A 25,411-nucleotide genomic window follows, 5' to 3' on the forward strand; every position below is an offset into this window, starting at 1 on the left:
TTTTACTTCACTGAACCGATAAAGACCATTAAAAACAATAAGACCCTTAAATCCATCATGAAAACGATACAACCCAAAACCTGGCGCCTATGGGCGGGGGAGATCATTACGGCCTTGTTACTGGTGTTCTTTGTGCATAGTGCGATCGATAATTATTTAAACCTGCTGAGCCTCAAGAACCTGCTATGGTTTTACACAAAGCATGTGGGAATAACAGCATGGTTCATAGTTTTCATAGAAGCAGGGATTGCCATACTGTTATTCTTTCCCAAAACGCGGATACATGGACTGGCAGCAACACTCCTGTTTGTAATAATATTGGCAACTGTTGTACTGTTAAACCCGCATTCGCCTCATTTATTTGGTGGGATCCTAAACAAACTGGGGAAACGTTTTTATCTCCCCTTTGAAATATTCCTTTTCCTGATCACCCTGCTGGCAATAGGATTGAATATAAGAAGAAAGACAGCTATTCAGCCCAAAGCCATTCAAAATATTATTGTACAATAAACAGGTGGGAAACCGAAAACCCTGAACAAAAAGAGTAGGTATTCACTTAACTATCTAATACTATTTTTATGAAAAAGAACATTTTAGCCCTGGTAGCCGTAGTTGCTGCCGTTACACTCAGCTCATTCACTACACAAAGAGCAGTAAGTTACTTCCTGGTATATGATGTAGTTGGTCTTGATGACCAGGCAGAAGTAGCCAGCTATACTTCCCAGGAACTCGTTCAGCCTGCTTTTGAAGATGGTACCGGCGTTCTGAACTGGATCAGGGTAGAAGATACCAGCCTCAGCAATGCCATTGAAGACAATGAACTGGCAACTGCTCTCAGCGCATATGACACTGGCACTGCAGGTACATTAGATGATCAAATCGACAGTCCTTCTGGAGATTACGATGTTAAAGACCTTTAATAGGCAATCAGCGATCCGGAGTTATAATTCCGGATCGCTGATAATTATTTGCGCTCTTCCACAAATCTATTCTCTATAAAAAAGTACAGTACATCCCATTTGGCGTTTGCATCCCAGTCTTCATTTCCCCGGTACGGAACCTTCAAGATAGCCATTTCGAATACCTTCCCTGTTGAACCAACTGATGAATAGGTGGCTATCTTATACATATTCAGTTCATTCAGATGTTTAAACAGCCCCGCAGTATCTTTCAAAACAATACTCTTAATCGTTCGCATTTCTTTCGGTACAATTTGTTTGCCAGCTGCCATCTTTACTTTATCAAACTCGTCAGCTCCTATCTGGCGGATCACTTCATCAGCCCATTTATTATCCCAATAGCCGTTGGCAAACATTGCCACCTTCCTCGTCCAATCTGTAATCCTTACTTTTACCTGTGCATAAGTAGAAAAAGATAGCATCATCAGCAGCATCTTCATTACAACAACCTTCATGTACATAAATTGATAATTAATAGTTACCGCGGATTCTGCGGTATACCTGTGAGGAAAATAATATCCGTTGGGATCAAAACAGTATATCGCAGATCATTTGGCGGCAATAAATATACCTGGCCATTCAATTCTCTTTTTAAGGTCATAGCAAACCGGTTATCTTTATTCAACCGCTTTAGATCAGACCAGCGTATTCCACGGCATAATAATTCCTTCTTTCTTTCCTGTAATGTCACCTGAAGTACCTGATCCGGCGAAAGGTTGCTCAATACTGCATATTTCCCGGATGCCCAACGTTTCTGCAGTAAGGCATTCAGATCTTCCATGGCTGCAACAGCATTATTCATCCTTGCATTACACTCCGCTCTGATCAGGTAAACCTCATCCGTAGCAATGCCGTTGAACAATGTTTTCTCCCCGGTATAACTGCCTTTAAAGGCAAAAGTTCCATTACCATTGTCTTTAAAGAACGCCTTCTTTCTCAGATCATTGGGATCATATGACCTATACAGGTTTGAATCAACCCTTGCCCTTGTTTCATCTCCGCTAACCGGCACTTCCGTGCTGGCCTTGAAATAGAAAAGCATCTCATCGTTCTTACTGAAAAGGCCCAGGGGAAAAGTGGCGGTTAATGCCAGGGAATTATAATCGATCAATTTATTATTGATCTTAAGGCAGGCATCCGCGTTTTCGCCAGCCTTTTTAAAATCACCGGTCTGCAAATAAACACGGGCAAGCATAGCCAGAGCAGCAGCCTTACCAGGTCTGGACTTTAACAGCTGATCTTCCGGCAATAACTTTACGGCAGCTTCCAGGTCGTTTATGATCTGCTGATAGGTTTGTTTAACGGTAGATCTTACACTCACTTCATTAAAATCTGCATTTAACCTCAGTACAATTCCCAGATCGGTTCCGGCAGTTGCTTCGTCATACTGCGGAGCAAACTGCTGGGCAATGAAATAGAACAGGAATCCCCTGGTAAATAATGCAGCACCCCTGATATTATTCCGGGTGATATCATCTCCTCCCCTGATCCTTTCCAGGTTAAAAAGAACGGTATTTGCATAGAATACACCCTTATAAGGCCCGCTCCAATCATTGGAATTATTCAGCTCCGGGTCCCATACATAAGCCCGTTTATTATTATCTGAAAGGCTTTGCCAGTTGCTATATAATACATTGTACTCATCCGTACCTGTATTGATCGCATTTAATCCAACCTGCAGGATAGGGTTATCAAGCAGTAGCTGAAGATCATTTAAGTTATCAGGTGTTGCTAATCTTTGTGCAGATTTTGTTTCCAGGAATTTTTTGCAGGCGAAAGAATTCAGCAGGAAGAAGAGTATGCAGAGATATTTAGTGTTCATGCTCATAATTTCAAATTAAAAATCCATCCTTAATCCGAAAACCATCTTTTTAGGTGGCATATAGGCAGTATTCCCTGCATCGTAATCGGGATCAAGCCCTTCTTTGTTCTTCCTCCATAAGATCCCCAGGTTGTCAATGCTGGCATAAAGCTGCATATATTTGATCCGTATCTTCCGTGTTAGTTCCTGGCTTATATCATATCCCAGCCGGATATAGTTTAACCTGATATTATCTCCCCGGAGAATGTTCACAGATGAATTTCCATAGAAATTATCCCTGAGAGCATTAGAGATAGGATATATCATGGAAGGAACGTTCGTGACCTTCTCATCTCCCGGCTGTTTCCATCTTTTGGAAAAATCAGGATGCGTTGCCCCATTAGCAAATAAGGCATTATAGGATATGGTATTTTTCCTGAAATAATAATTGAAGCGATAACTGGCATTTATCGTTAATGAAATACCCTTGTAGCTGAAAGTATTGTTGAGGTTACCAAATATCGTTGGAATAGCAGTGCCATGGTATACCAGGTTTGCGGTATCTGAACGCTGATTCCCCAGTTCAACATAATTAGTGCTTAACTTCTTCCCAGAATAGCCCTGTGGATTTCCTGTAAGAGGGTCCAGTCCGGCAAAAGGGTAACTGAACAATGCATAAGGCGTACGGTCTATGCGGGGCCTTATGGATGTTCCCGCATTTATCACAACATCGCTCGCTCTCGGAAGGCTGCCATTACTCACCAGGTCTGTAACCTTATTAGATACATAACTAAATGCCAGATCTGTTTTCCATTGAAATGCCCTCCTGAAATTAATACTGCTTATCAGCACATCCAACCCGCTACCTTTCATGCCGGCGCTGTTCTTCATAATGTTATTAACACCTGTGGTCAGGTCCATAGGTACTGCCAGTATTAAATTATCGGCTTTTTTCTGATATACATCCATACTTCCTGACAGTACATTTCCTATGATGCGAAAATCGATACCAGCATTTAACTGTTTAACCGTTTCCCAGCTCAATCCTGGGTTCGCCGGTGTGGCAATATTTGCAAATGGAATATTATTAGAGGTGGAATTGCCATTTGCATAAGAAATTATTGTATTAGGGGAAAGGGTATTATTAACATTCCCCTGGTATCCGTAAGTAACTCTCAGCTTCAAATAGGAAATTGCCTTTACCTTGAAAAAAGGCTCGTTTGAAATATTCCAGGAGCCTCCTGCAGACCAAAAAGGTTTCCATTGATCATTCACATCCACACCAAACTGGTTAGCAGCATCCCTTCTGCCGCTCATCGAAATAGTATACCTGCTGTCATATGTATAAGCTGCGTTTCCAAAGAATGAAACAAAGTGGTCAGTTGTTTTTGCATAATCATTTGATCCCGCCGGGATAAAAGCAGGCCCCCTGTTTCCATATTGCGGGAAAGTATTAATATAATCCACCAGTGATGTACTCAGCCTGTTTTCATCATATCCGTATGACCTTTTAGTAGTTGTTGTTACGATCCTTTCTCTTATCTCTCCCCCTATCAGCCCGATTAACTGATGTTTCTGCTGCCAGGAATGATTAAAATTAACCTGTCCTCTGCCCATGTGCGCCAACCGGCCATCTATAGCTTCATCCAGGATCCCCCCTAATGGTATGGGATTCCTTAAAGCCGGAACTGTACTATTGAAATTGGTATAAAGGTTAATAAGGTCCCGGGCATACCAGGACCTGGCATTATAATGATTGCTGCGGACAACATTGGCAAACTGATACTGGTAACTTGCCTGAAGGCTTATATAATTTGTTAGTTTATAATTAAGGCCCGTACTCAATACAAACTCCCTTTCTTTTGTTGTAAAGTCAGCATTATCCAGTTCCTCAAGCGGGCGGTACTTCCAATCCAAAAGCCTGCCTGCACCAGCTGTATCTGTGTATCCTTCCCGGTATTTATAGGGAATGGATAAAAACCGGCCATCTTCATCCGCTAGTTTTGAATAGGAAGGCAATGCCTTCCCCCCTATCGTAAAGGCAGGCGAGCCATAATCACCCGGGCTGTTATCTCTTGCCGTTGCATTAGTATATCTGACACCAAATTGTATTGTAAGTTTTTTTATTGGTGTAAAGCTGTTATCAGTGTTCACCGTAATCCTATTATAATCATCTCCTTTCAGGATGCTGGGGGTTTTATCATATCCTGCAGACAAAAGGTATTTCATTTTATCACTCCCCCCGCTTAAGTTCAGGGCATACTGCTGGCTCACGGCTGTGCGATAAATGTAGCGGTCAAAATCATGGCGAACATCGCGTTGCCGCAATGCATCCAGTAACGATGCGGAGTCAGCTGCAGAAATAAGGCCGGACCTCCTTTTCAATAAAATTTCGGTAGCTGCTGTCATGTATGGATACTGGCTGTTGTTGATGATGCTATTGTAATAGCCTTGCCCAAACAGAAAGGTTTCCACATCAATCACCTCTGAAGAAGACATTTTGGGAAGATGAAACAGATCAGGTTTTTCGGTTATACTGATGTTTGAATTAAAGGATAATTTTACCGGCTGATTGAACTGCCCTTTTTTTGTGGTGATCACAATTACACCATTTGCAGCCCTGGCTCCCCAGATAGATGCGGCAGCCGCATCCTTTAAGATGGTGATATTCTCTACATCGTTAGGGTTAATGTTTTTTATATTTCCATCATAAGGAAAATTATCTACCACCACTAATGGCGCTTTCAGATCTGCACTTAAAGTACTCAGGCCACGAATGATCAGGTTGTTCACTGCTATTCCATTCTGGCTTGGAGGCATTCCCCGCCTGTCAAAGAACACACTGGTAGTTACTCCTTCCAGCCGGCTCAAAATATCACTCCCCACCCGCCTGTTCAATTCCTCATTATTCACAAACTCAAAAGAACCGGTGGCTCTCTCCTTCGGTACATCCTGGTACCCGGTGGAAAACACTTCCACTTTATTGATCTCTTTCACCTGGCGCTTTAAAGCCAGTGCTAATTCAGAGCGCCCTTCCAAAGAGATCTCCTGCTGCTCGAATCCTGTAAAACTTACTGCAAGTGTAGCATTGGAAGGCACTCCCTGCACCCTGAAATTCCCCAGCGCATCAGCAGCTGTTCCTTTCCCCATACCTTTCACTAAAACCGTAGCCCCCGGTAATGGTATACCCGTTTCATCCAGCACTCTTCCGGAAATATTCAGAACGGGGATACTGTCTGAAGAAGGAACGGCAGTAGCTTTCGGTCGGAGGATGATCACCTCATCCCGGTAGATCCATTCCAGCCCTTTGCCTTTGAAGAGGAATTGTAATGCGTCTTCCAGTTTGGTGGCTTTAAACCGCACACCGGTATATACTTCCTGTTCGTTGACCATTTTACCGGCATACATGATCTTGATACCGGTTTGCTGTAAAATAGCCTTGAAGATCTTTCCCAGCGTGATCTCCCTGGCCTGCAACGTAATAACGGCATCTTTCTGCCAGGCTGGTCCTGCGTGTGCGATGCCAGAGCAAAGCATCATCAGGCACAGTAGATAACTGCGTAAACAATTGCGGAATAGTTGCATACAATAGCGTGTAATTGGTTGATCCTTCTAATAGTGGCATATCTCCACCGTCTCGCGCTAAATGATGAAGAAAATAATATTCACAGGTAGATGGAGATAATTCACATGATTAATTATAAGACAGCTATTAACAAACCGGGGAGTAAGTGCAGGAGGATTTTTTTAATAATAATTTAAAATTGGTACTTTTACCCGCCTCCTGGCTTCTGACAAAACATTCTTTAGTAGCGAACCAGCTATTTTCTATGCATGAATGATGGATATATTGATTTCAACCACCTTTATATTACCTACCGGCGGTGGTTAATGGTAGTGGCCGTAGGCATCCTGCAAAATGAACAGGAAGCAGAGGAGATCGTGCAGGAATTCTTTATCGATCTCTGGCAGCGACAATCCTACAAAAACATTCCCACCAGCAGCAGGGAAGCCATGCTGAATTACCTTTTTGTAAGTATCAAAAACCGCTGTCTCAACAGGATGGCTAAAGAAGATACGCGCCTGAAGCGGCTTAACAGGTTCCTGGCCATGCCGCTGCCTGTTACCTCTCCCGATAATAAACTGGAAAATACAGAGCTTAAAAACCAACTGGAAGATGCCATCGGGCAATTACCACCCCGGCAAAGCCAGGTATTTCAGAGCGCCTACCTCATGGATAAAAGCAGGAAGGAGATCGCAGATGAAATGAACATCAGTGAGAAAACAGTAAAGAAGCAAATGCAGCTGGCACTAAAAGCTTTACGTAATTATCTCAGGAATATTCATTGATCGCTTACTCCTAACACTTCATAAAACGGTATTAATAACGATGCAGATGAATGGTGAACATATCTTCAGACTAATGACCCTTAAGCTATCCGGCCTGATAGACGCGGAGGAAGAAGTGTGGCTGGATAATCTTATAAAGAATGATCCCGTAGTTCAACTCCAATGGAATGAACTGCTCAATGCATATAACCCCAAAGACATTGATACCCGTTTTGCCAGGTACAACAAAAAGCCCTGGAAAGCCATCACCACAAAAAACAAAGTATTCACCATCCAACGCGCCCTGGTTGCAGCAGCAATCATAGGCGTATGTGCATTGGCCGCCAGCTGGCTCTTCCAGCCTAAACGGGCAGCAGTGGTACAAAGCCACGGCATCGTACTTAAATTATCCAATGGTGAAACCCTGCAGCTTTCCGGTACACCAGGTACCATCACCATGGCAGGCACACAGTTTTCCAAATCCGGCAACTCCATGTCCTATACTGCAGGAAACGAAGCTCCCGGTGGCTGGAACAGCCTCACCGTGCCCATTGGTATGGATTATAAGATTGATCTGCCGGATGGCTCCCAGGTTTGGATGAACAGTGCCACTACACTAGACTTCCCTTTCCGGTTCAGCGCCAGCACCAGGGAAATAAAGATCAATGGCGAAGCCTATCTGAAAATAGCCCCGGACGTTAACCGGCCTTTCATTGTACAGGCAGGTGCATCCACAGTACAGGTGCTGGGTACGGAATTTAATGTGAACACTTATGATCCCAAACTGCTGAAGATAGCATTGGTAGAAGGAGCCATAAAAATGAAAGCAGGTAACCAGGAGCTGCAGCTCTCTCCCGGACAGGAAGCCATATGGCAGAACACTACTTCACTGGCATCCCGCAGTTTTGATGCAGAAGAAGTATTAGGCTGGCGGAAAGGCATTTATTACTTCAACAATGCCAGTCTGCACGAGATAACGGAAGTACTGCCAAGATGGTTCGGTATTGCCGTAGTGATGGACAGGGCTGACGTTGGCAAAGATCTTTTCAGCGGGCTGGTGAACAGGAATAAACCTATTCATACTTTCCTGGAGAACCTGAAAAGCACCACAGCGATCGATTATTATTTCGATAAAGAAGGAGTATTACATTTTAAGTAGCAGTCTTCGCCAGCTTAATAATATCTTTTACTTCCAATACCTTCTTGGGATAACCATCCTTTGTAACCGCTATCATTGCCTGCCCCAGTTCCTTTAAGGTACTCACAAAAGAAGGGAACACCGCTCTGAAGAAGGGATACATCCAACTCATATAATGGTAGTACTTCTTCACATTCTTCAGGCCCTTTGTTGGCTGCATGTAACCGGGTCGGAATGCATATACTTTTTTGAAAGGGAGGTTCATGAGATCATTCTCTGTTTTACCTTTTACCCTCGCCCACATCACCCGGCCTTTCTCAGAACTGTCTGTTCCCGAACCGGAAACATAACAAAACACCATTTCAGGATTGGCTTTGCTCAGCACCTGTGCTATGTACAGCGTTAGCGTATAGGTCATCCTGTAATAATCTTCTTCGTTCATTCCAATGGCCGATACGCCCAGGCAGAAGTAACAGGCATCATACCCGCTCAATTGCCCTTCAATGGAAGACAGCTCAAAAAAATCGCTATGAATGACCTCTTTCAGCTTGGGATGTGTAACCCCTGAAGGCTTCCTGTTGATCAACAGTACGGCAGTAATATCAGGGCTTTGCAGGCATTCATGCAGTACGCCCTCTCCCACCATGCCGGTGGCTCCTGTAATAATTACCCTTAAGTCTTTATTCATCAGCCAAATGTAGGGAGAAAGCCGGGAAACTGAGATTTTTAATAAATTTTATGCGCATTCTATTAGTCTATCAATTTTATAGACTATCTTAGGCGAGACATATTAAACCACCATAAAAAACAACCCAAATGTCTCAACAACCAGCCAAGCAGACCGCTTTAGGCGATGTAGCTGCGCGCCAGCTTGCCATTGCCACCAGGACCGTCCCCCAGCTCTCCATCATCACACCCAGATGGCTTACGCACCTCTTAAGCTGGATACCTGTGGAATCAGGTATTTACAGGGTGAACAAGGTAAAGGATGCCAGTAGTGTACAGGTTGATTGTTCCGCCCGGGACGAAAGGATCCTCCCTACCACCTATGTGGATTACATTGAAAACCCACGGGAGTATTTATTAAGCGCTGTAAATACGGTACTGGATGTACACACCCGTGTGTCTGATCTTTACAGCAAACCGTACAACCAGATCAGCGAACAATTACGTTTGACGATTGAAACCATTAAAGAAAGACAGGAAAGCGAACTGATCAACAACGTAGAATATGGCCTGCTGCACAGCATTGCGCCATCTCAAAGGATCAAGACCCGTAAAGGGCCACCCACACCTGACGACCTGGATGAACTGATCACAAAGGTCTGGAAAGAGCCGGGGTTCTTTTTATTACACCCCTTAACTATTGCGGCATTCGGAAGGGAATGTACCCGCAGAGGTGTTCCCCCTCCTACTGTTTCTCTTTTCGGCTCCCAGTTCATTACATGGAGGGGCATTCCATTGATCCCTTCGGATAAAGTACCTATTGAAAACAACACTTCAAAGATCCTGCTGATCAGAACAGGCGAAAGCCGCCAGGGCGTAGTGGGTCTTTTCCAGCCGGGCCTTCCGGGAGAACAGTCTCCGGGACTTTCCGTGCGCTTCATGGGTATCAACGATAAAGCTATTGCCTCTTACCTGGTGTCATTATATTGTTCATTATCTGTGCTGGTAGATGATGCTATCGCTGTACTGGACGATGTAGAAATTGGAAATTACCATGAGTACAAGTACTAACATACCTGGCTTTCCGGATGCATCGCTGCTGCAGCAATTAGCGAACCAGTTCTTCACGGCCTTGCCGGGTGAAAGTGTTGCGCCGCCTGCTGTGGCAAAACATGATCCGGCATTGCATCCCGGAAATAATGTAGATCTCAATGATCCGCAAACCAGCCTGCCTGATCCTAATCTTTCAGGTGGCATACCTAAATCTGTGGCAGGGAGCGGCGTATCCCCTTCCAGTTATCAGTTACCCCATCCAAAAGAGGATATTCCTTTCCAGGGAGATCATTCTTTTGAATGGGTGGAATTATTAAAAGGTATTCAGACTTTTGTTCCAACAGGGCAGTTACCTTTTTCGGGAGCGGTTGGCACTGACTACTATTTCCTGCCAACCAAACAGGTAGCTGCTGCAACACCGCCTTTTGATGTGAACCGCATCAAACAGGATTTCCCCATCCTGCAGGAACGTGTGAATGGACGCCCGCTGATATGGCTGGACAATGCCGCCACCACGCAAAAACCCAAACAGGTAATAGACCGCATCAGTTACTTTTACCAGCACGAGAACTCTAATATTCACAGGGCCGCACATGCGCTTGCTGCAAAAGCTACGGATGCATATGAAACCGCACGATCCAAAGTGCAGCACTTCCTGAACGCACGTTCCCCGAACGAGATCATTTTTGTAAGGGGCGCAACGGAAGGGATCAACCTCGTTGCGAAGAGCTGGGGAGAACAGCATTTGCAGGCCGGGGATGAGATCATTCTCAGCCACCTGGAACATCATGCTAATATTGTGCCCTGGCAGCAACTGGCACTCCGCAAAGGGCTCAAGCTACGGATAATACCGGTAGATGAAGACGGGCAGCTGATCCTCTCCGAGTACACAAAACTGTTGAACAGTAAAACGAAACTGGTATCCTTCACCCAGGTATCTAATGCATTGGGCACTATCACACCTGCAAAACAGATCACGGAACTGGCACACCAGGCTGGCGCAAAAGTACTGGTAGATGGAGCCCAATCTGTTTCCCATCTGCGTGCAGATGTGCAGGACCTGGATGCAGACTGGTTTGTTTTTTCCGGACATAAAATATTCGGGCCTACCGGCATCGGAGTTGTGTATGGTAAAGAAGAACTGCTTAACCAGGCCCAGCCCTGGCAGGGCGGTGGTAATATGATAGTGGATGTTACATTTGAACATTCACAGTTCCATCCTGCACCCGGCAGGTTTGAAGCAGGCACCGGCAATATTGCAGATGCAGTAGGTTTAGGTGCTGCATTGGATTACGTGAGTAAGATCGGCATTGATCTTATCAACCAGTATGAACATACCTTACTGCTTTACGGCACTAAATTATTGAAAGAAGTTCCCGGCCTGAGGCTCATAGGCACTGCCGCGGAAAAAGCCAGTGTACTTTCATTTGTACTGGAAGGATTTAAAACGGAAGAAGTAGGTGCGGCATTGAATAAGGAAGGCATTGCGGTACGTTCAGGCCATCACTGCGCACAGCCCATCCTCAGGAGGTTTGGCGTGGAAAGCACCGTCCGCCCTTCCCTGGCATTTTATAATACCTGCTCGGATATTGATACGCTTGTGGCCACATTACATCGTCTTCAAAGCAGACACAGACACTGATGGAAAACGAACATATCCATACCTTTATTTCCCTGTTGCATCATACGCATAAAGCTGAATGGGAGGCCAGCCCCTCTACCATTGATGCTATCAACTGGCTGAATGCGCTTTATGAGTTCCTCTTCCCCAACAATCATTTGAACAAACAATCCAAATACCTGGGGATCCTCAAGAAGAATCAGATAGATTTGGTGAACCTGCTGCTCAGTTACCTGGACCCGAAAGACATTGACATAGAAAAAACGGTGGATGCCTTTTATGATTCCCTGGAATCTATTTACCAGAGCCTGCGGCAGGATGCCAGTAAAACGTATGAATGCGACCCTGCGGCTACCAGCATACAGGAAGTGATCGTGTCCTATCCGGGTTTTTATGCTATTGCGGTGTACCGGATCGCACACAGGTTAACACAACTGCATGTGCCCATCCTTCCAAGGATACTGAGTGAACATGCACATGGTAAAACAGGTGTGGACATACACCCCAATGCCAGCATAGATGTACCTTTCTTTATTGATCATGGCACAGGCATCGTAATAGGCGCCACCAGTATTATCGGAAAGAATGTAAGTATCTACCAGGGTGTAACCCTTGGCGCATCGCAGGTGAGTAAAGATCTCTCTGCCACCAAGCGGCATCCCACAGTAGAAGATAATGTAATTATTTATGCCCGGACCACCATATTAGGCGGTAATACGGTGATCGGGCATAATAGTATTATCGGGGGTAGTGTGTTCCTTACAAAAAGTGTACATCCTTATTCCAATGTATTTAACACGCATCAGTTAAGGATAGATGTTAAAGTACAATGATCTTTCTCACGATCGTTTTTTGCTGATGGCTGAGCCTTAATAAAAAGACGCCTTTACCAGGAATACGGACCTGTAATCTCCCGGCATTGCCGGCTATCTTTTGTTGATGTACCAGCACCCCTTTTATATCATGCACTTCCAGCTGCCAGGTATGAAGGGATATTGGCAGAATGATCTCCACTGGCCCGGAAGTTGGGTTTGGCTGCACTTTAACCAGTGAATCCAGCACCGGGTCATTTACGGCCGTGATCACTTTCACCACGTAATCCTGTGCACTGAAGTCTGCGAGCACATTAGTATACACCATCTCCTTCGGTTCAAATTCATAACTCCAGAATACTGGTTTAAACGTACCGCTCCAGCCTGCAGGCACACTTACGCTGTAATTCCCATTATTATCTGTTTTCACCAGGGAACTGAGCAATATATCCGGTAATCCGCGCCCTGTTGCATAAGTTACTTTACCGGAAATTGTAAAGGCATTCACTGTGGTAAAACTGCGGGCTGCACTTGTTGTGTTGTTGTTGTGATCGTCCTTTGCCACTACCTTCCAGGTATAAATACCGGCGGCCAGCGTATGCGTATAACTTAATGTTGTGAGCCCTTCTGCTACTTTCACATCTGACAGATACAGATCGTAGGTAACAGGGCCGTTCTCAGGATCTGTGGCGGCTGTCCAGGTAAATACAACCGGCTGTGTTGCGGCTATTTTACTTTGATCTGCCGGCGTTACCAATTGTGGTGCAGCAGGAGGCTGGTTCACAACCGGTACCTTATACGTGAATGACCACACTGCACTTTCAGCAGTGGCCTGCTGCGGATCTCTTGCCACTACCTTCCAGTAATAAGTAGTATTGGCTGTAAGCGTAGGTGTAGTGAATGTATTCGTGCTTACCGTTGCTGCCTTTTGTAAAGTTGTACCGAAATAAACATCATACTCAACCGGACCACTATCTGCATCTGTACTGGAAGACCAGGTAAGGGTTGCTGTTGCAGTATTGATATCACTGTTATTAACGGGCGTTTGTAACACAGGTATGGAGGGTGCCTCATTAAGCCCGGTAAAGGAAAACACCTGGCTGATGCCTTCTCCGCCGGAAGGATCACGTGCTATTACTTTCCAGTAGTAAACACTATTATTCTCAATAGGCGAAGCGGTAAAGGATAAGCCGGTAAGTGACTGTGCAACCTTCGTAACAGGCTGCCGGCCTTTATCCAGGTATACATCATATACCAGTACATCATTCTCTGCATCCTGCGCAGCATTCCATGTAAGCAAAGCTGAAGCAGCAGAAAGGCGTTTCCCGTTTTCAGGCGTCACCAGTACCGGCGCCGCAGGTGGCGTGTTAGGTACAGGCGGTTGTACAGTAAAGCTGCTTATATCGCTGGATGTTGAACCACCGTATGCATCTTTCACCACCACCTTCCAATAATAAGTACCCGGCGCCAGGGCAGCTATAGTATGCTGCAGCAACTGCAGATCTGTTGCAATGGTTGCAGCAGGATCAGGGGCCGTGCCGAAGTATACATCATATACCAGGATATCATTATCAGGATCTGTGGCTGCCGTCCAGCGAAGTGTTGAAGGAGCAGAAGCAGAAGGATTTGTAAGTATTGGCTTGGAAGGTAGATTATTCTGGGTAGTGAACCGGCATACGGCAGATTCCCTGATAAGGGTAGAATTATTATTAGCTTTTGCGATCACTTTCCAGAAATAAATACTGTGCGGCTTCAGTTTATTGGCACCGTATAACTGTGTTACCACAAAAGATGTATCTGTAATGTCATTTGCTACCAGGCTAAGGCTCATACTTTCCACCCCTACATAAAGATCGTACCTTAAATTATCACCTGGCTTTGTCCATTTAAGGAGAGGATTTGCATCGATATTAACGGCCCAGTTAAGTGGGCTGATAAGAACAGGAACATCACCGGCAGCCGGACCGCCATTGGTTTTAAAACTGCGCACCGCTGTTTCCGCTTCTCCCCCTTTACCATCTGTAGCGATCACTTTCCAGTAATAGACGGTGTTAGTTTGCAGGTAGCTCCATGGAATGGCATAACGGGTGGCAGTAGGATCTGTACTCCATTCTCCCAACATTGCCGGAGAAGTTCCGAACATTAATTTGTAATACACCTTATCTCCGTCGGGGTCTGTAACAGCAGTCCATGAAAGGTCCTGCTGCAGGGGAACACCTTCCACGCCATCGACTGGGGCTAATAATACTGGCACAGCCGGGGGATGGTTCAAGGTAGTAAATTCTCCAACGGTGCTTTCTGATCTTCCGCCATGTGCATCAGTTGCTACCACTTTCCAGTAATAGGTGATGCCGGCAATGAGATCATTTACCTGGTAGGATGTAGTGTTAAGGTCCCTGGCTGTCAATTGCAGATTTGCCCGTTGAACGCCTATATAAAAATGATATACTACCGCATCTCCGTCAGGGTCTGTAACTGCTGTCCACTGAAAAGCACCAGTGGCTGTACTTTGATGTGCCGGTGCTATCAGTTGAGGTGCGGGAGGTGCAGTATTGGTTGTATTAACCTGGCTGGTAAATGACCATACAGCACTTTCTGCGATCTCTCCGGAAGTATCACGTGCTCTTACACTCCAGTAGTATTTTTTACCCGGCTCCAGTTCTGACAACTGGTAGGTAGTGGCAGAGATACCCTGCTGAACAAGTTTTACAGGTACCTCAACAGTATCAATATACAGGTCATACACCACAATATCTCCGTTATCCGGGTCTGTTGCCGCATTCCATTGCAGTTGCCCGTTGAAAGGTACATGCTGGCTATTGTTCAGCGGGCTTTGCAATAGCGGTACGGCAGGAGGACGATTATCGGCGGTATTTTTCACACAACGTACCGATGCCGCCCCATAAATATTATTGTTGGTGCTAAAGTAGAAGTTGTTTTGCTGACTGTAGGAAATCCCCCGCTGGTTAGTGACTTTCCTGTCCCGCTGAGCGATCCATACCTGGTTGGCGTTGGTCTCAAACTGGCCGCTAAAACCATTAAAGAAACCGGAAGGCAACCAGCTAAAACCGCTGCTGTTTAACCATTCGTTTTCCTTTCCGGAATAACTCCATGTGCTGTAGTGCATCATGGCTGGTTTGTTATTTGTAAGCGGATAAAGTTTATCCCAATCCTCTATAGCGGGAACATGCCAGCCACATGGGCAAACACCCCGGATATTCCTGGCTGTATCCGGCAGGTTATCAAAATCCATAGCCGCTGCCCAGGTATAGAGGTAACCATATTTACTAATGTTCGCATTATTATTGTTTAGGGCTGCATAATTCTTGTCCCTGCTGATCTCATTCCAAACATCGTATCCATAATATCCATCTTTCGCATCCGGCTGGTAGGCCAGGTTATGCACCATCCATTTCTCTCCGTTGAGGCGTATCCACTGGTAGATCTGCCCATCCCGTGTATCCGTAAATGTGCCTGTTTCATTGCCGTTGAGCGGTTTTGTCAGGAACTTCCTTATGGTACTGCTGATGGTCCCACCCTGCTGGTCCCTGGCAACCACCTTCCAGTAATAGGTTGTATTCGGCAGCAGGTTTGATATCCTGTAGGTCTTACCCGTGATGCCCTGCGCTATGCGGTCCGGCGTTGACTTCGTATCCAGGTACACATCATAGGTGATCGCAGGATCATTTACATAACTCCATGCCAGTGTTACATCTGTTTCCACATAAACAGAGATCTCCCGCGGATATTCAAGTGAAGGAACTGTGGGTGTTACTATTTTCTCTGTGACAAAAGTATGTATATCGCTTTCTGTTGATTCACCCTGGGGATCGTATGCAATCACTTTCCAGTAATAACGTTGTGAACCTGACAGTGCCGGAGTAATGGGATAAGATTTGGTATTGGTGAAACCCCGCGGGGTTAACTGGTTCGAAGAAACCCCCAAATATACCCTGTACGTAACTGCGCCGCCATCAGGGTCATCCCCGTCCGTCCATTTCAATTCCGGCGTAATACTTACGTTGCCGGCGCTATTGGCAGGTTCCAGCAGCATTGGCCTTGTTGGTTTTACATTGATCTTCGCATTAATGGTGTAAGAACGTTTTGCTACTCCCGCCTGCAGATGTACCGTGATAATATTACTTGTGGCAAAAGTTCCGCTGATCATGTAGTATTTAGTAGCACCAAATGGAAGGCCGTAGTTGTAAGTGATGCCTTCTGTAACTGTTAAAGAAGAAGGAAGATCAAAGCTGACTACTGTGGATGGATCGCTGTAATCCAATACAAGGGCAACGGCATCTTTGAAGATGGTCCTTCCTATAGCGGTGTAATCAAAAGTGTTCAGATCAAAAGCGGGAGACAATGTAGCCGGGTCGTACCGGTATATTTGTGTGGGATCAGAAAAGCGGTAGTAAAAACGGAAGTTCGTTAATCCCGGATCATCTGTGGTAGTGGCAAATTGCCAGATGCTGCTTTCCGTTACCCCGCCTTTACCATCATAAGCTGCTACTTTCCAGTAATAGGTTTTGCCGGATAACACAGGCGGCAGGAAGGAGGTATTGGTTAAACCGGTGCTTACGGCCATCATATTACTTTGTGTGGTCCCCATGTATACGATGTATTTTACAGGATCACTGTCAGGGTCCGCAGCAGCATTCCACTGCATGGTCTGCTGGAAGAGGATACCTGTGCTGTTATTCAAAGGACTTAGCAATTGTGGTGATGCAGGGGATGTGTTACCTGTATTATTTTTAGTAGTGAAAGTATGGATACCACTTTCCGAACGTCCACCTTTCGTATCTATGGCCACCACTTTCCAGTTATAGGTAGTATTAGCCGGCAGGTTTAAGGCTACAGACAGATCATTAGTTGCCTGCATCCTGTCCGGAACTGCGCCGGTACCATACCAGAGTTCGTAACGCACTGTATCATTGTCTTCATCTATAGCCTTCTCCCATGTGAGCGAAAGATTATAATCCACATCAACCGCCTGGTGTGCGGGAAATGATTGCGTTACAACGGGTGGTGGCGTATTCATTGTGGCGAACTTCCATACATTACTGTAGGACTCAAGGCCTCCGGGGTCTTTCGCCACTACTTTCCAGTAATAAGTGGTATTCCCTTTTGTGGGTGTATTCACCTGGAAGCTGGTACCCGCAAGCCCTGTAGCGATGCAGTCCGTAGCAGCAGGCTGTGAATTGGTTGACAGGTAAAGGTCATATACAGGTGTATCCCCGTCAGGGTCTGTACCACCGGTCCATTGCAATAAAGGAGAACGGGAAATGTTCACTGCATTGTTTGCCGGTACCGGTTGTGTGGGGGCATCCGGGGGATACATATTTTGCCTGCCCATGGTAAAGCTCCATACATCACTTGCTGTTGAGCCTCCTGCATTATCCTTCGCTACTATCTTCCAGTAAAGTGTTGATAGCTGATCAGGCGGATAGAATGCAAGCAGATGAAAGGTATCCTCTACCTGGTACACCACGCAGGAATCATTAGCGAAATCGGCAACCGCGTTTTCTGCAAATACCCGCAGCTGAGCGGGATCAGTACCTATATAAACATCGTATACAATATTATTGGCCGGCGCAGCAGTCCATCTCAGGTCGAGAAGGAAATCTGTATAGCCCTGGGCCTGGTTAAGTGGCCAATGCAATACAGGTTTAGGAGGCGCCGTCTGGCTCAAGGCGGTCTGGGCTACTAATAATAGTAATGAGGTAAGTCTAAGCAGGTACGTAGTAGGCATAGGATATCAGCAATGCTAACGTAAAGCTATAAGGATTTACGCTAAGGCAAAATGGATACTTCGTTGGATTTTGCGATGTACCGCCGCCCCGTTAAAAGGATCAGCAGGGCCAGGATAGCCGCACATGCCATCACCACTGCCACTGGCAATGCGCTGGCTGATCTATAAAGACTTACGAGTACTGATGCCAAAGTACCAATACCCATTTGCAATGCCCCCATTAAAGAGGAGGCCGTTCCGGCATTCCGTTCAAACGGCGCGAGGGCTAAAGCAATGGCATTGGAATTCGTGAAACCCAGCCCGCAGAGGAACACAAATAATACGGCGATAGTACCCGTTAATCCCAGCCAGCCATTCATAGAGGCGATCACAAAAAAGATCCCTGTTAAAGATTGTGCAAAGAGCGCTGCGGGAATGATCTGTTCGCTGGTGTACCTCTTCAGCAGTAAGGTATTCACCTGGCTCGCCCCGATGAAACCTACTGATAACAAAGCAAAGATCCAACCATAGACCTTACCGCTCACCTGGAAGATACCCATAAAGATCTTGGGAGAACCGGAGATGTAAGCGAACAAAGCAGAGAAGGCAATGGCTGCTGTAAACGTATAGGTATAGAATTGCGGCACTTTTAAAACTGACAGGAAATTTTTAATGATGGGCCATGGCATTAATGACAGGCTGGTATCCGGCTTGTAACTATCTGGCAACCACAGCATGCTGGACAGCAATACCAGTATACCCATTACCGTGAGGATGATGAATACGGCATGCCATCCAAATTCAGTGGTCACATAACCACCGACAGTTGGTGCTACCATGGGAGACAGGGCTACTACTAACATGAGTAATGAGAACACTTTGGCGCTGTCCTTCACCGGGAACAGGTCACGTACCATGGCCACGGATGCCACAGCTGCTGCACAACTGCCTATTGCCTGGATAAAACGAAGGGCTACAAAATTATCGATGGAATTCACAAAGATGCAGCCAATAGTGGCAACGATGTATAATACCAATCCTATGTAAAGTGGTTTCTTTCTTCCGAACCTGTCCAGCAGCGGGCCATACAGCAACTGCCCCGCAGAGATGCCCACAAAATAACTGGATAAGGATAACCCTACACTGGAGAGGTCCGTTTCCAGGTCTTTTGCTATGGCCGGAAAACCTGGCAGATACATGTCTATCGTAAAAGGGCCTAAAGCGGTGAGTGCTCCCAGGATCAGGATCAAAGAAAAGTAGGTAGCGCGTGTCAATCTTAAGAATTTCCGCAAAGATGCCTACATTATTTCATTTTCATGGATAGAAAATATTGATCAGCCCATACTCCAAACCCCTTAACTCTGCCAGTCCTTTTAAACGCCCTATGGCGCTGTATCCCGGGTAGGTTTTCTTTCCAAGGTCGTCCAGCATCTGGTGGCCGTGATCAGGTCTCATGGGAATGGATATACGTTTTCTTTGCATCACGGTAATGAGTTCCTTCACTACTTCAAACATGTTCACATCTCCGTCCAGGTGATCTGCTTCGTAGAAGTTCCCCTGGTCGTCCTGTTTAGTATTACGGAGATGAATGAAGTGGATCTGATCACCATGCCTCCTGATGATACCAGGCAGGTCATTATCCTTACGCACGCTTAAAGAACCGGTGCAATAACATAAACCGTTAGCAGGAGATGGCGCTGCATTCATCAATGCTACCAGGTCTGCTTCTGTGCTTACGATACGTGGCAAACCTAATAAAGGATATGGCGGATCATCCGGGTGGATGGCCATTTTCAGGCCCAGTTCTTCTGCTACCGGCACTACCTGTTGCAGGAAATAGAAAAGATGTTGCTGTAAACGTTTGGCATCAATATGTTCATATTGTTTCAATGCAGTGAGTACCATTTCCGGGGTAAAGCGGTCGTCACTTCCCGGCAGGCCCAGCAGCGTATTGTTGAACAACTTCTCTTTTGCTTCTGTGCTCATGGCCTTAAAGTGATGCGCTGCCTGCATGATCTCTTCGGGGGTATAATCCTTTGCAGCATCCGGGCGTTGCAGGAGGAAGAGATCAAAGGCAATAAAGGATAAACGTTCGAAGTATAATGCTTTACTGCCATCCGGCATCCTGTAGTCAATGTCCGTACGCATCCAGTCCAGCACGGGCATAAAGTTGTAGGTGATCACTTTGATGCCGCAGGCTGCAAGGTTATGTAAACTTTGTTTGTAATGATCTATGTACAGTAAGTATTGACCAGTCTGCTGTTTGATATGTTCATGTACCGGCAGGCTTTCCACCACCGTCCAGGTCATTCCGGCCTGCTCGATCATGGCCATGCGTTTCTGTATCTCTCCGAGCGACCATATTTCACCAACGGGGATGTGATGCAGTGCAGTTACCACACCGGTACAACCTGCCTGCCTGATATCCATTAAACTAACGGGATCGTTGGGGCCGAACCAACGCATTGTATGCTCCATTACCATGTTGCTAAGATGCAAAAAAAACAAACAACTGTTTATTATAACGATGTAAATGCAGGCATCTGCTGTTACCTGAATTTCCAAACGGGGAAGCTGCTGCCTTTTCTGAAAACATCCTGGTCCGCAGGTAAGGCCATAAAAGCATCCGCCAGCAGCAGGCTGGCCAGGTCTCCGGAACCATGATAAACAGCAGGTGTTGCCAGCCAGGCTCCTTCGGGGGAACATTTCAATTTAACGGGGAGATAATATTCGAGCGGTTTATCAAACGTTACATCTTCTTCTAATACCGCAAACTCCGGTTTGTTGGCAGCGTCTTGCAAACAGGCTTTCAGCCAGGGTTGCACATACCGGTAATAACACATGAACCCGGAAACCGGGTTACCCGGCAATGCAAATACCACGGGGCCATTTTGAAAAGCCCCAAACAATAATGGTTTCCCGGGCCGCTGCTGAACGGTATGGAATATTTCCTGCATACCGGCTTTTTTCAGCACTTCCGGCAGGTGATCATATTTCCCGGCGGATACAGCTCCTGTGCAGATCAGCAGGTCCGCAGCCGGAATGAGCTTATTTAAATGAGTGGTGAGATGTTGTATATCGTCCGGCAGGTGTACCATTTCTGCCTGTATGCCCAATCCCTGCAAGGCAGCCGCCAGGTTGTAAATATTGGAGATCCGCAACTGATGTGCTTCCGGTTTATTTTCTACCGGCACCAGTTCATTGCCGGTGGCGATCAATACTACCCTGGGAAGTTTGCTTACCAATACCTGTGTTTTGCCCACTGTGGCCAATACCCCTGCTTCTGCTGCCCCCAGGCGGATACCCGGTTCCAACAGGGGTTTCCCTTCCGGAGCGTCTGATCCTGCGCGATGAATGAACTGCCCTTTCTTTACTTCTTTGACGATGGTAAAACGCCGGAATCCTTCGTGTTCTGAAATATCCAGGTGTTCATAGGGGATCACGGTATCTGTAAGATCTGGCAGTACGGCCCCCGTCATCACTTCCATACAGTCCGCCAGGTTACGGAGTTGCATCTGGGGCATTCCTGCCGCCTGTACGTCTTCCAGTCCAAATACCCGCTGGCCGCGAATGTAGCTGTCGTAATAAATGGAAATGCCATCCATCATTACGCGGTCGAATGGCGGAAAAGGCCTGTCTGCATAAATAGTTTCGCGCAATACCCTTCCGGTGGCCTTTTCAAAGGGCACCGTTTCAGTTCCAAAATCACGGACTGTGGCCATAATGGCTGCAAAAGCTTCTGGTACGCGCATCATCATTTTAACTATTTTTGCTCTGATAAATTTAATGCATTTATGGGCAATGATTTTACACACCTGAATGAAAGTGGCCAGCCGCAAATGGTGGATGTGGGTGCAAAAGACCTAACCCGGCGGGTAGCCGTGGCAGAAAGCAGGGTGTTTTTACCAGCCATTATCCTGCAACAGTTCACAGGGCAGGAACTGGTAACAAAAAAAGGGGCCGTATTCCAGACGGCTATCATTGCCGGCATTATGGGCGCTAAAAAAACTCCGGAACTTATCCCTTTATGCCATACCTTACTGCTGGACAATTGCCAGATCAGCATCCAGCTGGAAGGCAATGAAGCAGTGATACGCTGTACTGTTAAAACAACAGGCAAAACCGGGGTGGAAATGGAAGCCCTTACGGGTGCCAGTGTAGCTGCATTGACTATTTATGATATGTGTAAAGCATTCTCTCATGAAATGGTGATCAGGGAAACCAGGCTCATCAGTAAAAGTGGTGGTAAAAATGATATCGGATAATAACATAAAAGGCCTGGTATTATGTGGTGGCCTGAGTACCCGCATGCAGCAGGATAAAAGCCAGATCGCTTATCATGGCAAACCCCAGTGGCAATACCTCCACGACCTGTTAAAAACCTTCCTGCCGGAAGTGTATCTCTCCTGCCGGCCGGAACAGGAATTTCCGGGCTGCGACAACCTTATTCCGGACAGTGTAATGGGTGCAGGGCCTTCCTCCGGGTTGCTCAGCGCCTATGCCGCATACCCTGATGCAGCCTGGCTGGTATTGGCCTGCGACCTTCCGCTGATCAGTGAACACAGTATTGCTTACCTGCTGAACAACAGGGATGAGCGCAAAGCGGCTACGGCTTTTCTTAGCCCGTTTAACTTTTCTCCGGAACCATTGATCACTATCTGGGAACCTGCCGCGCTGGCTGCTTTGGAAAGTGAATTCAGGCAAGGGAAGAATTGTCCGCGTAAAACTTTACTGAAGGTAGAAGTGGAGATCCTGAAGAATCCGTATAGTACAGAGCAGTTTAATGCGAATACCCCGGATGAAATGAAGGATGCGATGGATAAGATCAATTAAAGAATAAAAAGATAGCGCCTTCAAAAACCAGGAAGGCTTTGTAGATACAGGTGCCCTTCCCCAAAAAATCACGGATGCGCCGCCACCCAAACTGCCCCATCTTCAAAAAACTCCTGTTTCCAGATAGGTACCGTTTCCTTTAAAGTATCAATGGCATACTGGCAGGCCTCAAAAGCAGCTCCGCGATGTGGTGCAGCCACGGCAATGGCCACCACAACTTCTCCCGGTAATTTCTCTCCTGTTACATGTAAGATAGCTACCCGCTGCACCTGCCATTTTTCCTGCATCTGTGCGGCGATCTTTTCCATTTCCAGGATGGCCATGGGCTCGTAACATTCAAATACGAGCTTCAGTACTTTTTTCTGCTGCGTTTGATTCCGTACAGTACCAATAAAAGTAACGATGCCGCCGCTCTTTTCTGATTGTACGAATGCAATGGCTTCTGCTGTATCGATATGCTCAGCGATCCTGATCAGTTGTTCCATAAATTAACCTCCGCTTAAAGGTGGAATGATGGCAATTTCATCTTCCGGGGAAAGGATGGTTTCATCTGCCGCATAAGTTTTGTTCACCGCGATCATTACCGCTTTCAGGTTCTGAACGGCAGGATATTCCTGTTTCAGCCAGCGTTTCAGATCCCCTACGGTGGGGAGTTCCGCCTCTATTGTCAGTGTTTTGGCAGCTACGATATCTTTCATGATGCCGAATAACAAAACTCTCATGGTTTAAAGCTACAATATAGCGGCGATAATTTGTTAACTTTAGCCAGATGTTGAAGGATAATCACCAGCGAACGATCAATTATGTGAGATTAGCGGTAACGGACCGGTGCAATCTCCGCTGTACCTATTGTATGCCGGAAAATATGCAATTCCTGGAAAGGTCGTCCCTGCTCAGTTATGAAGAGATCGTACGTTTAATGCAGGTATTAACGGATGCCGGCATCAACAAGATACGGATCACCGGCGGCGAACCCTTTTTGCGGAAAGACCTCATGCTGCTGCTGGAACAACTGGCTCCCATGGCCGGTATTTCAATCACCACCAATGGTGTACTCACCGCTCCTTTTATTCCTGCACTCAAAGCCCTGGGTATCCATCAGATCAATCTCAGCCTGGATACCCTGCAGGCCGATCGTTTTTTCCGGATCACCCGCCGTGATCAGTTCAGCGCCGTACAGCAAACGCTGGAAACCCTGCTGGCGCATGAAATGGATATAAAGATCAATATGGTGGTGATGGACGGGATGAATACCGATGAACTGATCGATTTTACGGAACTTACCCGCAGCCATGCGGTATCCGTAAGATTTATTGAAGAAATGCCTTTTAACGGGCAGGGAAATCGTTTTTCCGGCATCAACTGGAATTACCTCCGTATACTGGATACCATTCGTTCTCAATATACCCTTGAAAAAATAACTGACGCGCCAAACAGCACATCCATGAATTACCGGATCCCGGAACATAAAGGCAGTATTGGCGTAATCCCGGCCTATAGCCGTACTTTCTGCGGAACCTGCAACAGGATCAGGATCACGCCTACCGGTGGCTTGAAAACCTGCCTTTACGGAGATGATGTATTAAATGTAAAAAGCTTATTCCGGGAAGGAAGTACAGATATCGAACTCCTGGAACATCTGCAGGCTGCATTGCAACACAGGGCGAAAGATGGTTTTGAAGCTGCGGCATCCAACACGCATGCACAGCTGGAAAGTATGTCTGTTATTGGTGGCTAAGCAACATTCTCCCCCCTGCATATAAGATCAGCAAAGCCGTAGCGGCTTCTACCCAACGGGGTTTCAGGGCAGCTGCACTTAAACGTGCACCGATCTGCCCTCCTGCTATCACTGCTATAATTAAAGGCAATGTAAAAGACCATTCCACGATGATGGCTCCTTTGGCTGCCTGCCCCAGTAACCCTGAAATGGAATTCACGAGAATGAAAAAACTGCTTAACCCGGCAATGTTCTTGGCGGTATCATATTGGCCGAGCCGCAGCACTGGTGCCAGGTAAATTCCCCCTCCAATTCCCGTCATACCGGAAAGGAAACCAATAGCACCCCCGATGATCCCATAAAGGCCACGTGGTTGCTCACGGATGGTATACGTTTTCTGAAAGAAAAAACGGATACACATGAGGAGTGCTGCCACTGTTAAAGCAATACCGAGTATCAGGAAAAATGTAGCCTGCTTCATAGGAAGATAACTTCCAACAAATGCCAGGGGCACACTTACCAGGCTTAATTGCAAGGCTTTCTTCATGGGCAGGTGGCCATTCTTCCAGAAATGATAAACGCCCCCTAACACCACTACTATATTACAAAGCAGGGCGGTAGATTTCATCAGCTGAAAGCCCACGCCCCACAATGCCATTAATGCAAGATAACTGGAACCTCCGCCAAAACCGGCAGAAGAATACACTAATGCGATAAAGAAAAATATGATGCATAATTCCAGGACCATAGGTAG

Annotated in this window: 21 protein-coding genes; 10 read left to right on the top strand and 11 right to left on the bottom strand. The window is 46.3% G+C overall.

Features of this window, described 5'->3' with window-relative positions:
- Positions 1–57: 57 nt before the first annotated feature.
- Positions 58–510, top strand: a complete 453-nt coding sequence (locus BUR42_RS13050; RefSeq protein WP_143197437.1) for a hypothetical protein — start codon at positions 58–60, stop codon at positions 508–510.
- Between the two features lie 68 nt (positions 511–578).
- A complete protein-coding gene (locus BUR42_RS13055) occupies positions 579–920 on the top strand; it encodes a hypothetical protein (protein ID WP_074239653.1) in 342 nt (113 codons plus the stop codon).
- A 44-nt stretch (positions 921–964) separates the two neighbouring features.
- Here the strand turns inward: BUR42_RS13055 and BUR42_RS13060 are convergent, their stop codons facing one another.
- From BUR42_RS13060 to BUR42_RS13070, 3 genes are read right to left on the bottom strand one after another with little or no spacing between them, the layout of a single operon-like run.
- Complete coding sequence (locus BUR42_RS13060; protein ID WP_074239654.1) at positions 965–1,414, bottom strand: hypothetical protein; 450 nt, start codon at positions 1,412–1,414, stop codon at positions 965–967.
- 23 nt (positions 1,415–1,437) lie between these two features.
- On the bottom strand, positions 1,438–2,787 hold the full coding sequence (locus BUR42_RS13065; protein WP_074239655.1) for a RagB/SusD family nutrient uptake outer membrane protein: 1,350 nt from the start codon (positions 2,785–2,787) through the stop codon (positions 1,438–1,440).
- 9 nt (positions 2,788–2,796) lie between these two features.
- Positions 2,797–6,345 (bottom strand): SusC/RagA family TonB-linked outer membrane protein, encoded by a 3,549-nt coding sequence (locus BUR42_RS13070; RefSeq protein WP_084185546.1) that lies wholly within the window; start codon positions 6,343–6,345, stop codon positions 2,797–2,799.
- Positions 6,346–6,594: 249 nt separating this feature from the next.
- Here BUR42_RS13070 and BUR42_RS13075 point away from each other — a divergent pair, with 249 nt between their 5' ends.
- Complete coding sequence (locus tag BUR42_RS13075; protein WP_074239657.1) at positions 6,595–7,110, top strand: RNA polymerase sigma-70 factor; 516 nt, start codon at positions 6,595–6,597, stop codon at positions 7,108–7,110.
- A 73-nt stretch (positions 7,111–7,183) separates the two neighbouring features.
- A complete protein-coding gene (locus BUR42_RS13080) occupies positions 7,184–8,248 on the top strand; it encodes a FecR family protein (protein ID WP_159442263.1) in 1,065 nt (354 codons plus the stop codon).
- Here the strand turns inward: BUR42_RS13080 and BUR42_RS13085 are convergent.
- Positions 8,241–8,915: an NAD-dependent epimerase/dehydratase family protein gene (locus tag BUR42_RS13085; protein ID WP_074239659.1), complete on the bottom strand. Its 675-nt coding sequence runs from the start codon at positions 8,913–8,915 to the stop codon at positions 8,241–8,243. The genes BUR42_RS13080 and BUR42_RS13085 overlap by 8 nt on opposite strands.
- Positions 8,916–9,043: 128 nt before the next feature.
- Between BUR42_RS13085 and BUR42_RS13090 the strand changes: the two genes are divergently transcribed.
- Genes BUR42_RS13090 through BUR42_RS13100 form a run of 3 tightly spaced genes read left to right on the top strand, consistent with a single transcriptional unit; the run spans position 9,044 to position 12,400 of the window.
- Positions 9,044–9,964, top strand: a complete 921-nt coding sequence (locus BUR42_RS13090; RefSeq protein ID WP_074239660.1) for a family 2A encapsulin nanocompartment shell protein — start codon at positions 9,044–9,046, stop codon at positions 9,962–9,964.
- Positions 9,948–11,588 carry a family 2A encapsulin nanocompartment cargo protein cysteine desulfurase gene (locus BUR42_RS13095; protein ID WP_074239661.1) on the top strand — a complete coding sequence of 547 codons (1,641 nt, stop codon included), beginning with the start codon at positions 9,948–9,950 and terminating at the stop codon, positions 11,586–11,588. Before BUR42_RS13090 ends, BUR42_RS13095 begins: the two co-directional genes overlap by 17 nt.
- On the top strand, positions 11,588–12,400 hold the full coding sequence (locus BUR42_RS13100; protein ID WP_074239662.1) for a serine O-acetyltransferase: 813 nt from the start codon (positions 11,588–11,590) through the stop codon (positions 12,398–12,400). The genes BUR42_RS13095 and BUR42_RS13100 overlap by 1 nt, the downstream gene beginning before the upstream one ends.
- Here BUR42_RS13100 and BUR42_RS13105 read toward each other — a convergent pair.
- From BUR42_RS13105 to BUR42_RS13120, 4 genes are all read right to left on the bottom strand, one after another.
- Positions 12,387–18,128, bottom strand: coding sequence for an FISUMP domain-containing protein (locus BUR42_RS13105; RefSeq protein WP_084185547.1), 5,742 nt, complete (start codon positions 18,126–18,128; stop codon positions 12,387–12,389). The two genes, BUR42_RS13100 and BUR42_RS13105, sit on opposite strands and share 14 nt — an antisense overlap.
- 41 nt (positions 18,129–18,169) lie before the next feature.
- Entirely contained in the window at positions 18,170–19,381 is a 1,212-nt protein-coding gene (locus tag BUR42_RS13110; protein WP_074239664.1) for a multidrug effflux MFS transporter, read from the bottom strand.
- Between the two features lie 40 nt (positions 19,382–19,421).
- Complete coding sequence (gene uxuA, locus BUR42_RS13115) at positions 19,422–20,573, bottom strand: mannonate dehydratase (RefSeq protein WP_234979670.1); 1,152 nt, start codon at positions 20,571–20,573, stop codon at positions 19,422–19,424.
- Between the two features lie 83 nt (positions 20,574–20,656).
- On the bottom strand, positions 20,657–21,862 hold the full coding sequence (locus BUR42_RS13120) for a molybdopterin molybdotransferase MoeA (RefSeq protein WP_074240585.1): 1,206 nt from the start codon (positions 21,860–21,862) through the stop codon (positions 20,657–20,659).
- 39 nt (positions 21,863–21,901) lie between these two features.
- On the opposite strand from BUR42_RS13120, the gene moaC reads away from it, so the two are divergent.
- Together moaC and mobA are read left to right on the top strand one after the other, a co-directional pair.
- On the top strand, positions 21,902–22,372 hold the full coding sequence (gene moaC, locus BUR42_RS13125; RefSeq protein ID WP_074239666.1) for a cyclic pyranopterin monophosphate synthase MoaC: 471 nt from the start codon (positions 21,902–21,904) through the stop codon (positions 22,370–22,372).
- Positions 22,359–22,940, top strand: coding sequence for a molybdenum cofactor guanylyltransferase (gene mobA, locus BUR42_RS13130; protein ID WP_074239667.1), 582 nt, complete (start codon positions 22,359–22,361; stop codon positions 22,938–22,940). The genes moaC and mobA overlap by 14 nt, the downstream gene beginning before the upstream one ends.
- Positions 22,941–23,008: 68 nt before the next feature.
- Here mobA and BUR42_RS13135 read toward each other — a convergent pair whose 3' ends face one another.
- Together BUR42_RS13135 and moaD are read right to left on the bottom strand one after the other, a co-directional pair.
- Positions 23,009–23,425, bottom strand: coding sequence for a molybdenum cofactor biosynthesis protein MoaE (locus tag BUR42_RS13135; protein WP_074239668.1), 417 nt, complete (start codon positions 23,423–23,425; stop codon positions 23,009–23,011).
- 3 nt (positions 23,426–23,428) lie between these two features.
- On the bottom strand, positions 23,429–23,662 hold the full coding sequence (gene moaD, locus BUR42_RS13140; RefSeq protein ID WP_074239669.1) for a molybdopterin converting factor subunit 1: 234 nt from the start codon (positions 23,660–23,662) through the stop codon (positions 23,429–23,431).
- Positions 23,663–23,709: 47 nt separating this feature from the next.
- On the opposite strand from moaD, the gene moaA reads away from it, so the two are divergent.
- The gene (gene moaA, locus BUR42_RS13145) at positions 23,710–24,678 is read left to right on the top strand and encodes a GTP 3',8-cyclase MoaA (RefSeq protein WP_074239670.1); all 969 of its coding nucleotides are present in this window, start codon (positions 23,710–23,712) and stop codon (positions 24,676–24,678) included.
- Here the strand turns inward: moaA and BUR42_RS13150 are convergent.
- The gene (locus tag BUR42_RS13150) at positions 24,665–25,405 is read right to left on the bottom strand and encodes a sulfite exporter TauE/SafE family protein (RefSeq protein WP_074239671.1); all 741 of its coding nucleotides are present in this window, start codon (positions 25,403–25,405) and stop codon (positions 24,665–24,667) included. The genes moaA and BUR42_RS13150 overlap by 14 nt on opposite strands.
- Between the last annotated feature and the right edge of the window lie 6 nt (positions 25,406–25,411).

The sequence above is a fragment of the Chitinophaga niabensis genome (assembly GCF_900129465.1).
In the GTDB taxonomy this organism is placed as follows: Bacteria; Bacteroidota; Bacteroidia; order Chitinophagales; family Chitinophagaceae; genus Chitinophaga; species Chitinophaga niabensis.

Coding starts and splice junctions, on each gene's coding strand:
- BUR42_RS13055 (WP_074239653.1), top strand. CDS start 579: ATGAAAAAGAACATTTTAGCCCTGGTAGCCGTAGTTGCTGCCGTTACA.
- BUR42_RS13050 (WP_143197437.1), top strand. CDS start 58: ATGAAAACGATACAACCCAAAACCTGGCGCCTATGGGCGGGGGAGATC.
- BUR42_RS13120 (WP_074240585.1), bottom strand. CDS start 21,862: ATGATGCGCGTACCAGAAGCTTTTGCAGCCATTATGGCCACAGTCCGT.
- mobA (WP_074239667.1), top strand. CDS start 22,359: ATGATATCGGATAATAACATAAAAGGCCTGGTATTATGTGGTGGCCTG.
- BUR42_RS13085 (WP_074239659.1), bottom strand. CDS start 8,915: ATGAATAAAGACTTAAGGGTAATTATTACAGGAGCCACCGGCATGGTG.
- BUR42_RS13075 (WP_074239657.1), top strand. CDS start 6,595: ATGAATGATGGATATATTGATTTCAACCACCTTTATATTACCTACCGG.
- BUR42_RS13070 (WP_084185546.1), bottom strand. CDS start 6,345: ATGCAACTATTCCGCAATTGTTTACGCAGTTATCTACTGTGCCTGATG.
- BUR42_RS13105 (WP_084185547.1), bottom strand. CDS start 18,128: ATGCCTACTACGTACCTGCTTAGACTTACCTCATTACTATTATTAGTA.
- moaD (WP_074239669.1), bottom strand. CDS start 23,662: ATGAGAGTTTTGTTATTCGGCATCATGAAAGATATCGTAGCTGCCAAA.
- BUR42_RS13065 (WP_074239655.1), bottom strand. CDS start 2,787: ATGAGCATGAACACTAAATATCTCTGCATACTCTTCTTCCTGCTGAAT.
- BUR42_RS13080 (WP_159442263.1), top strand. CDS start 7,184: ATGACCCTTAAGCTATCCGGCCTGATAGACGCGGAGGAAGAAGTGTGG.
- moaA (WP_074239670.1), top strand. CDS start 23,710: ATGTTGAAGGATAATCACCAGCGAACGATCAATTATGTGAGATTAGCG.
- BUR42_RS13100 (WP_074239662.1), top strand. CDS start 11,588: ATGGAAAACGAACATATCCATACCTTTATTTCCCTGTTGCATCATACG.
- moaC (WP_074239666.1), top strand. CDS start 21,902: ATGGGCAATGATTTTACACACCTGAATGAAAGTGGCCAGCCGCAAATG.
- BUR42_RS13090 (WP_074239660.1), top strand. CDS start 9,044: ATGTCTCAACAACCAGCCAAGCAGACCGCTTTAGGCGATGTAGCTGCG.
- BUR42_RS13095 (WP_074239661.1), top strand. CDS start 9,948: ATGAGTACAAGTACTAACATACCTGGCTTTCCGGATGCATCGCTGCTG.
- BUR42_RS13135 (WP_074239668.1), bottom strand. CDS start 23,425: ATGGAACAACTGATCAGGATCGCTGAGCATATCGATACAGCAGAAGCC.
- BUR42_RS13060 (WP_074239654.1), bottom strand. CDS start 1,414: ATGAAGGTTGTTGTAATGAAGATGCTGCTGATGATGCTATCTTTTTCT.
- BUR42_RS13150 (WP_074239671.1), bottom strand. CDS start 25,405: ATGGTCCTGGAATTATGCATCATATTTTTCTTTATCGCATTAGTGTAT.
- uxuA (WP_234979670.1), bottom strand. CDS start 20,573: ATGCGTTGGTTCGGCCCCAACGATCCCGTTAGTTTAATGGATATCAGG.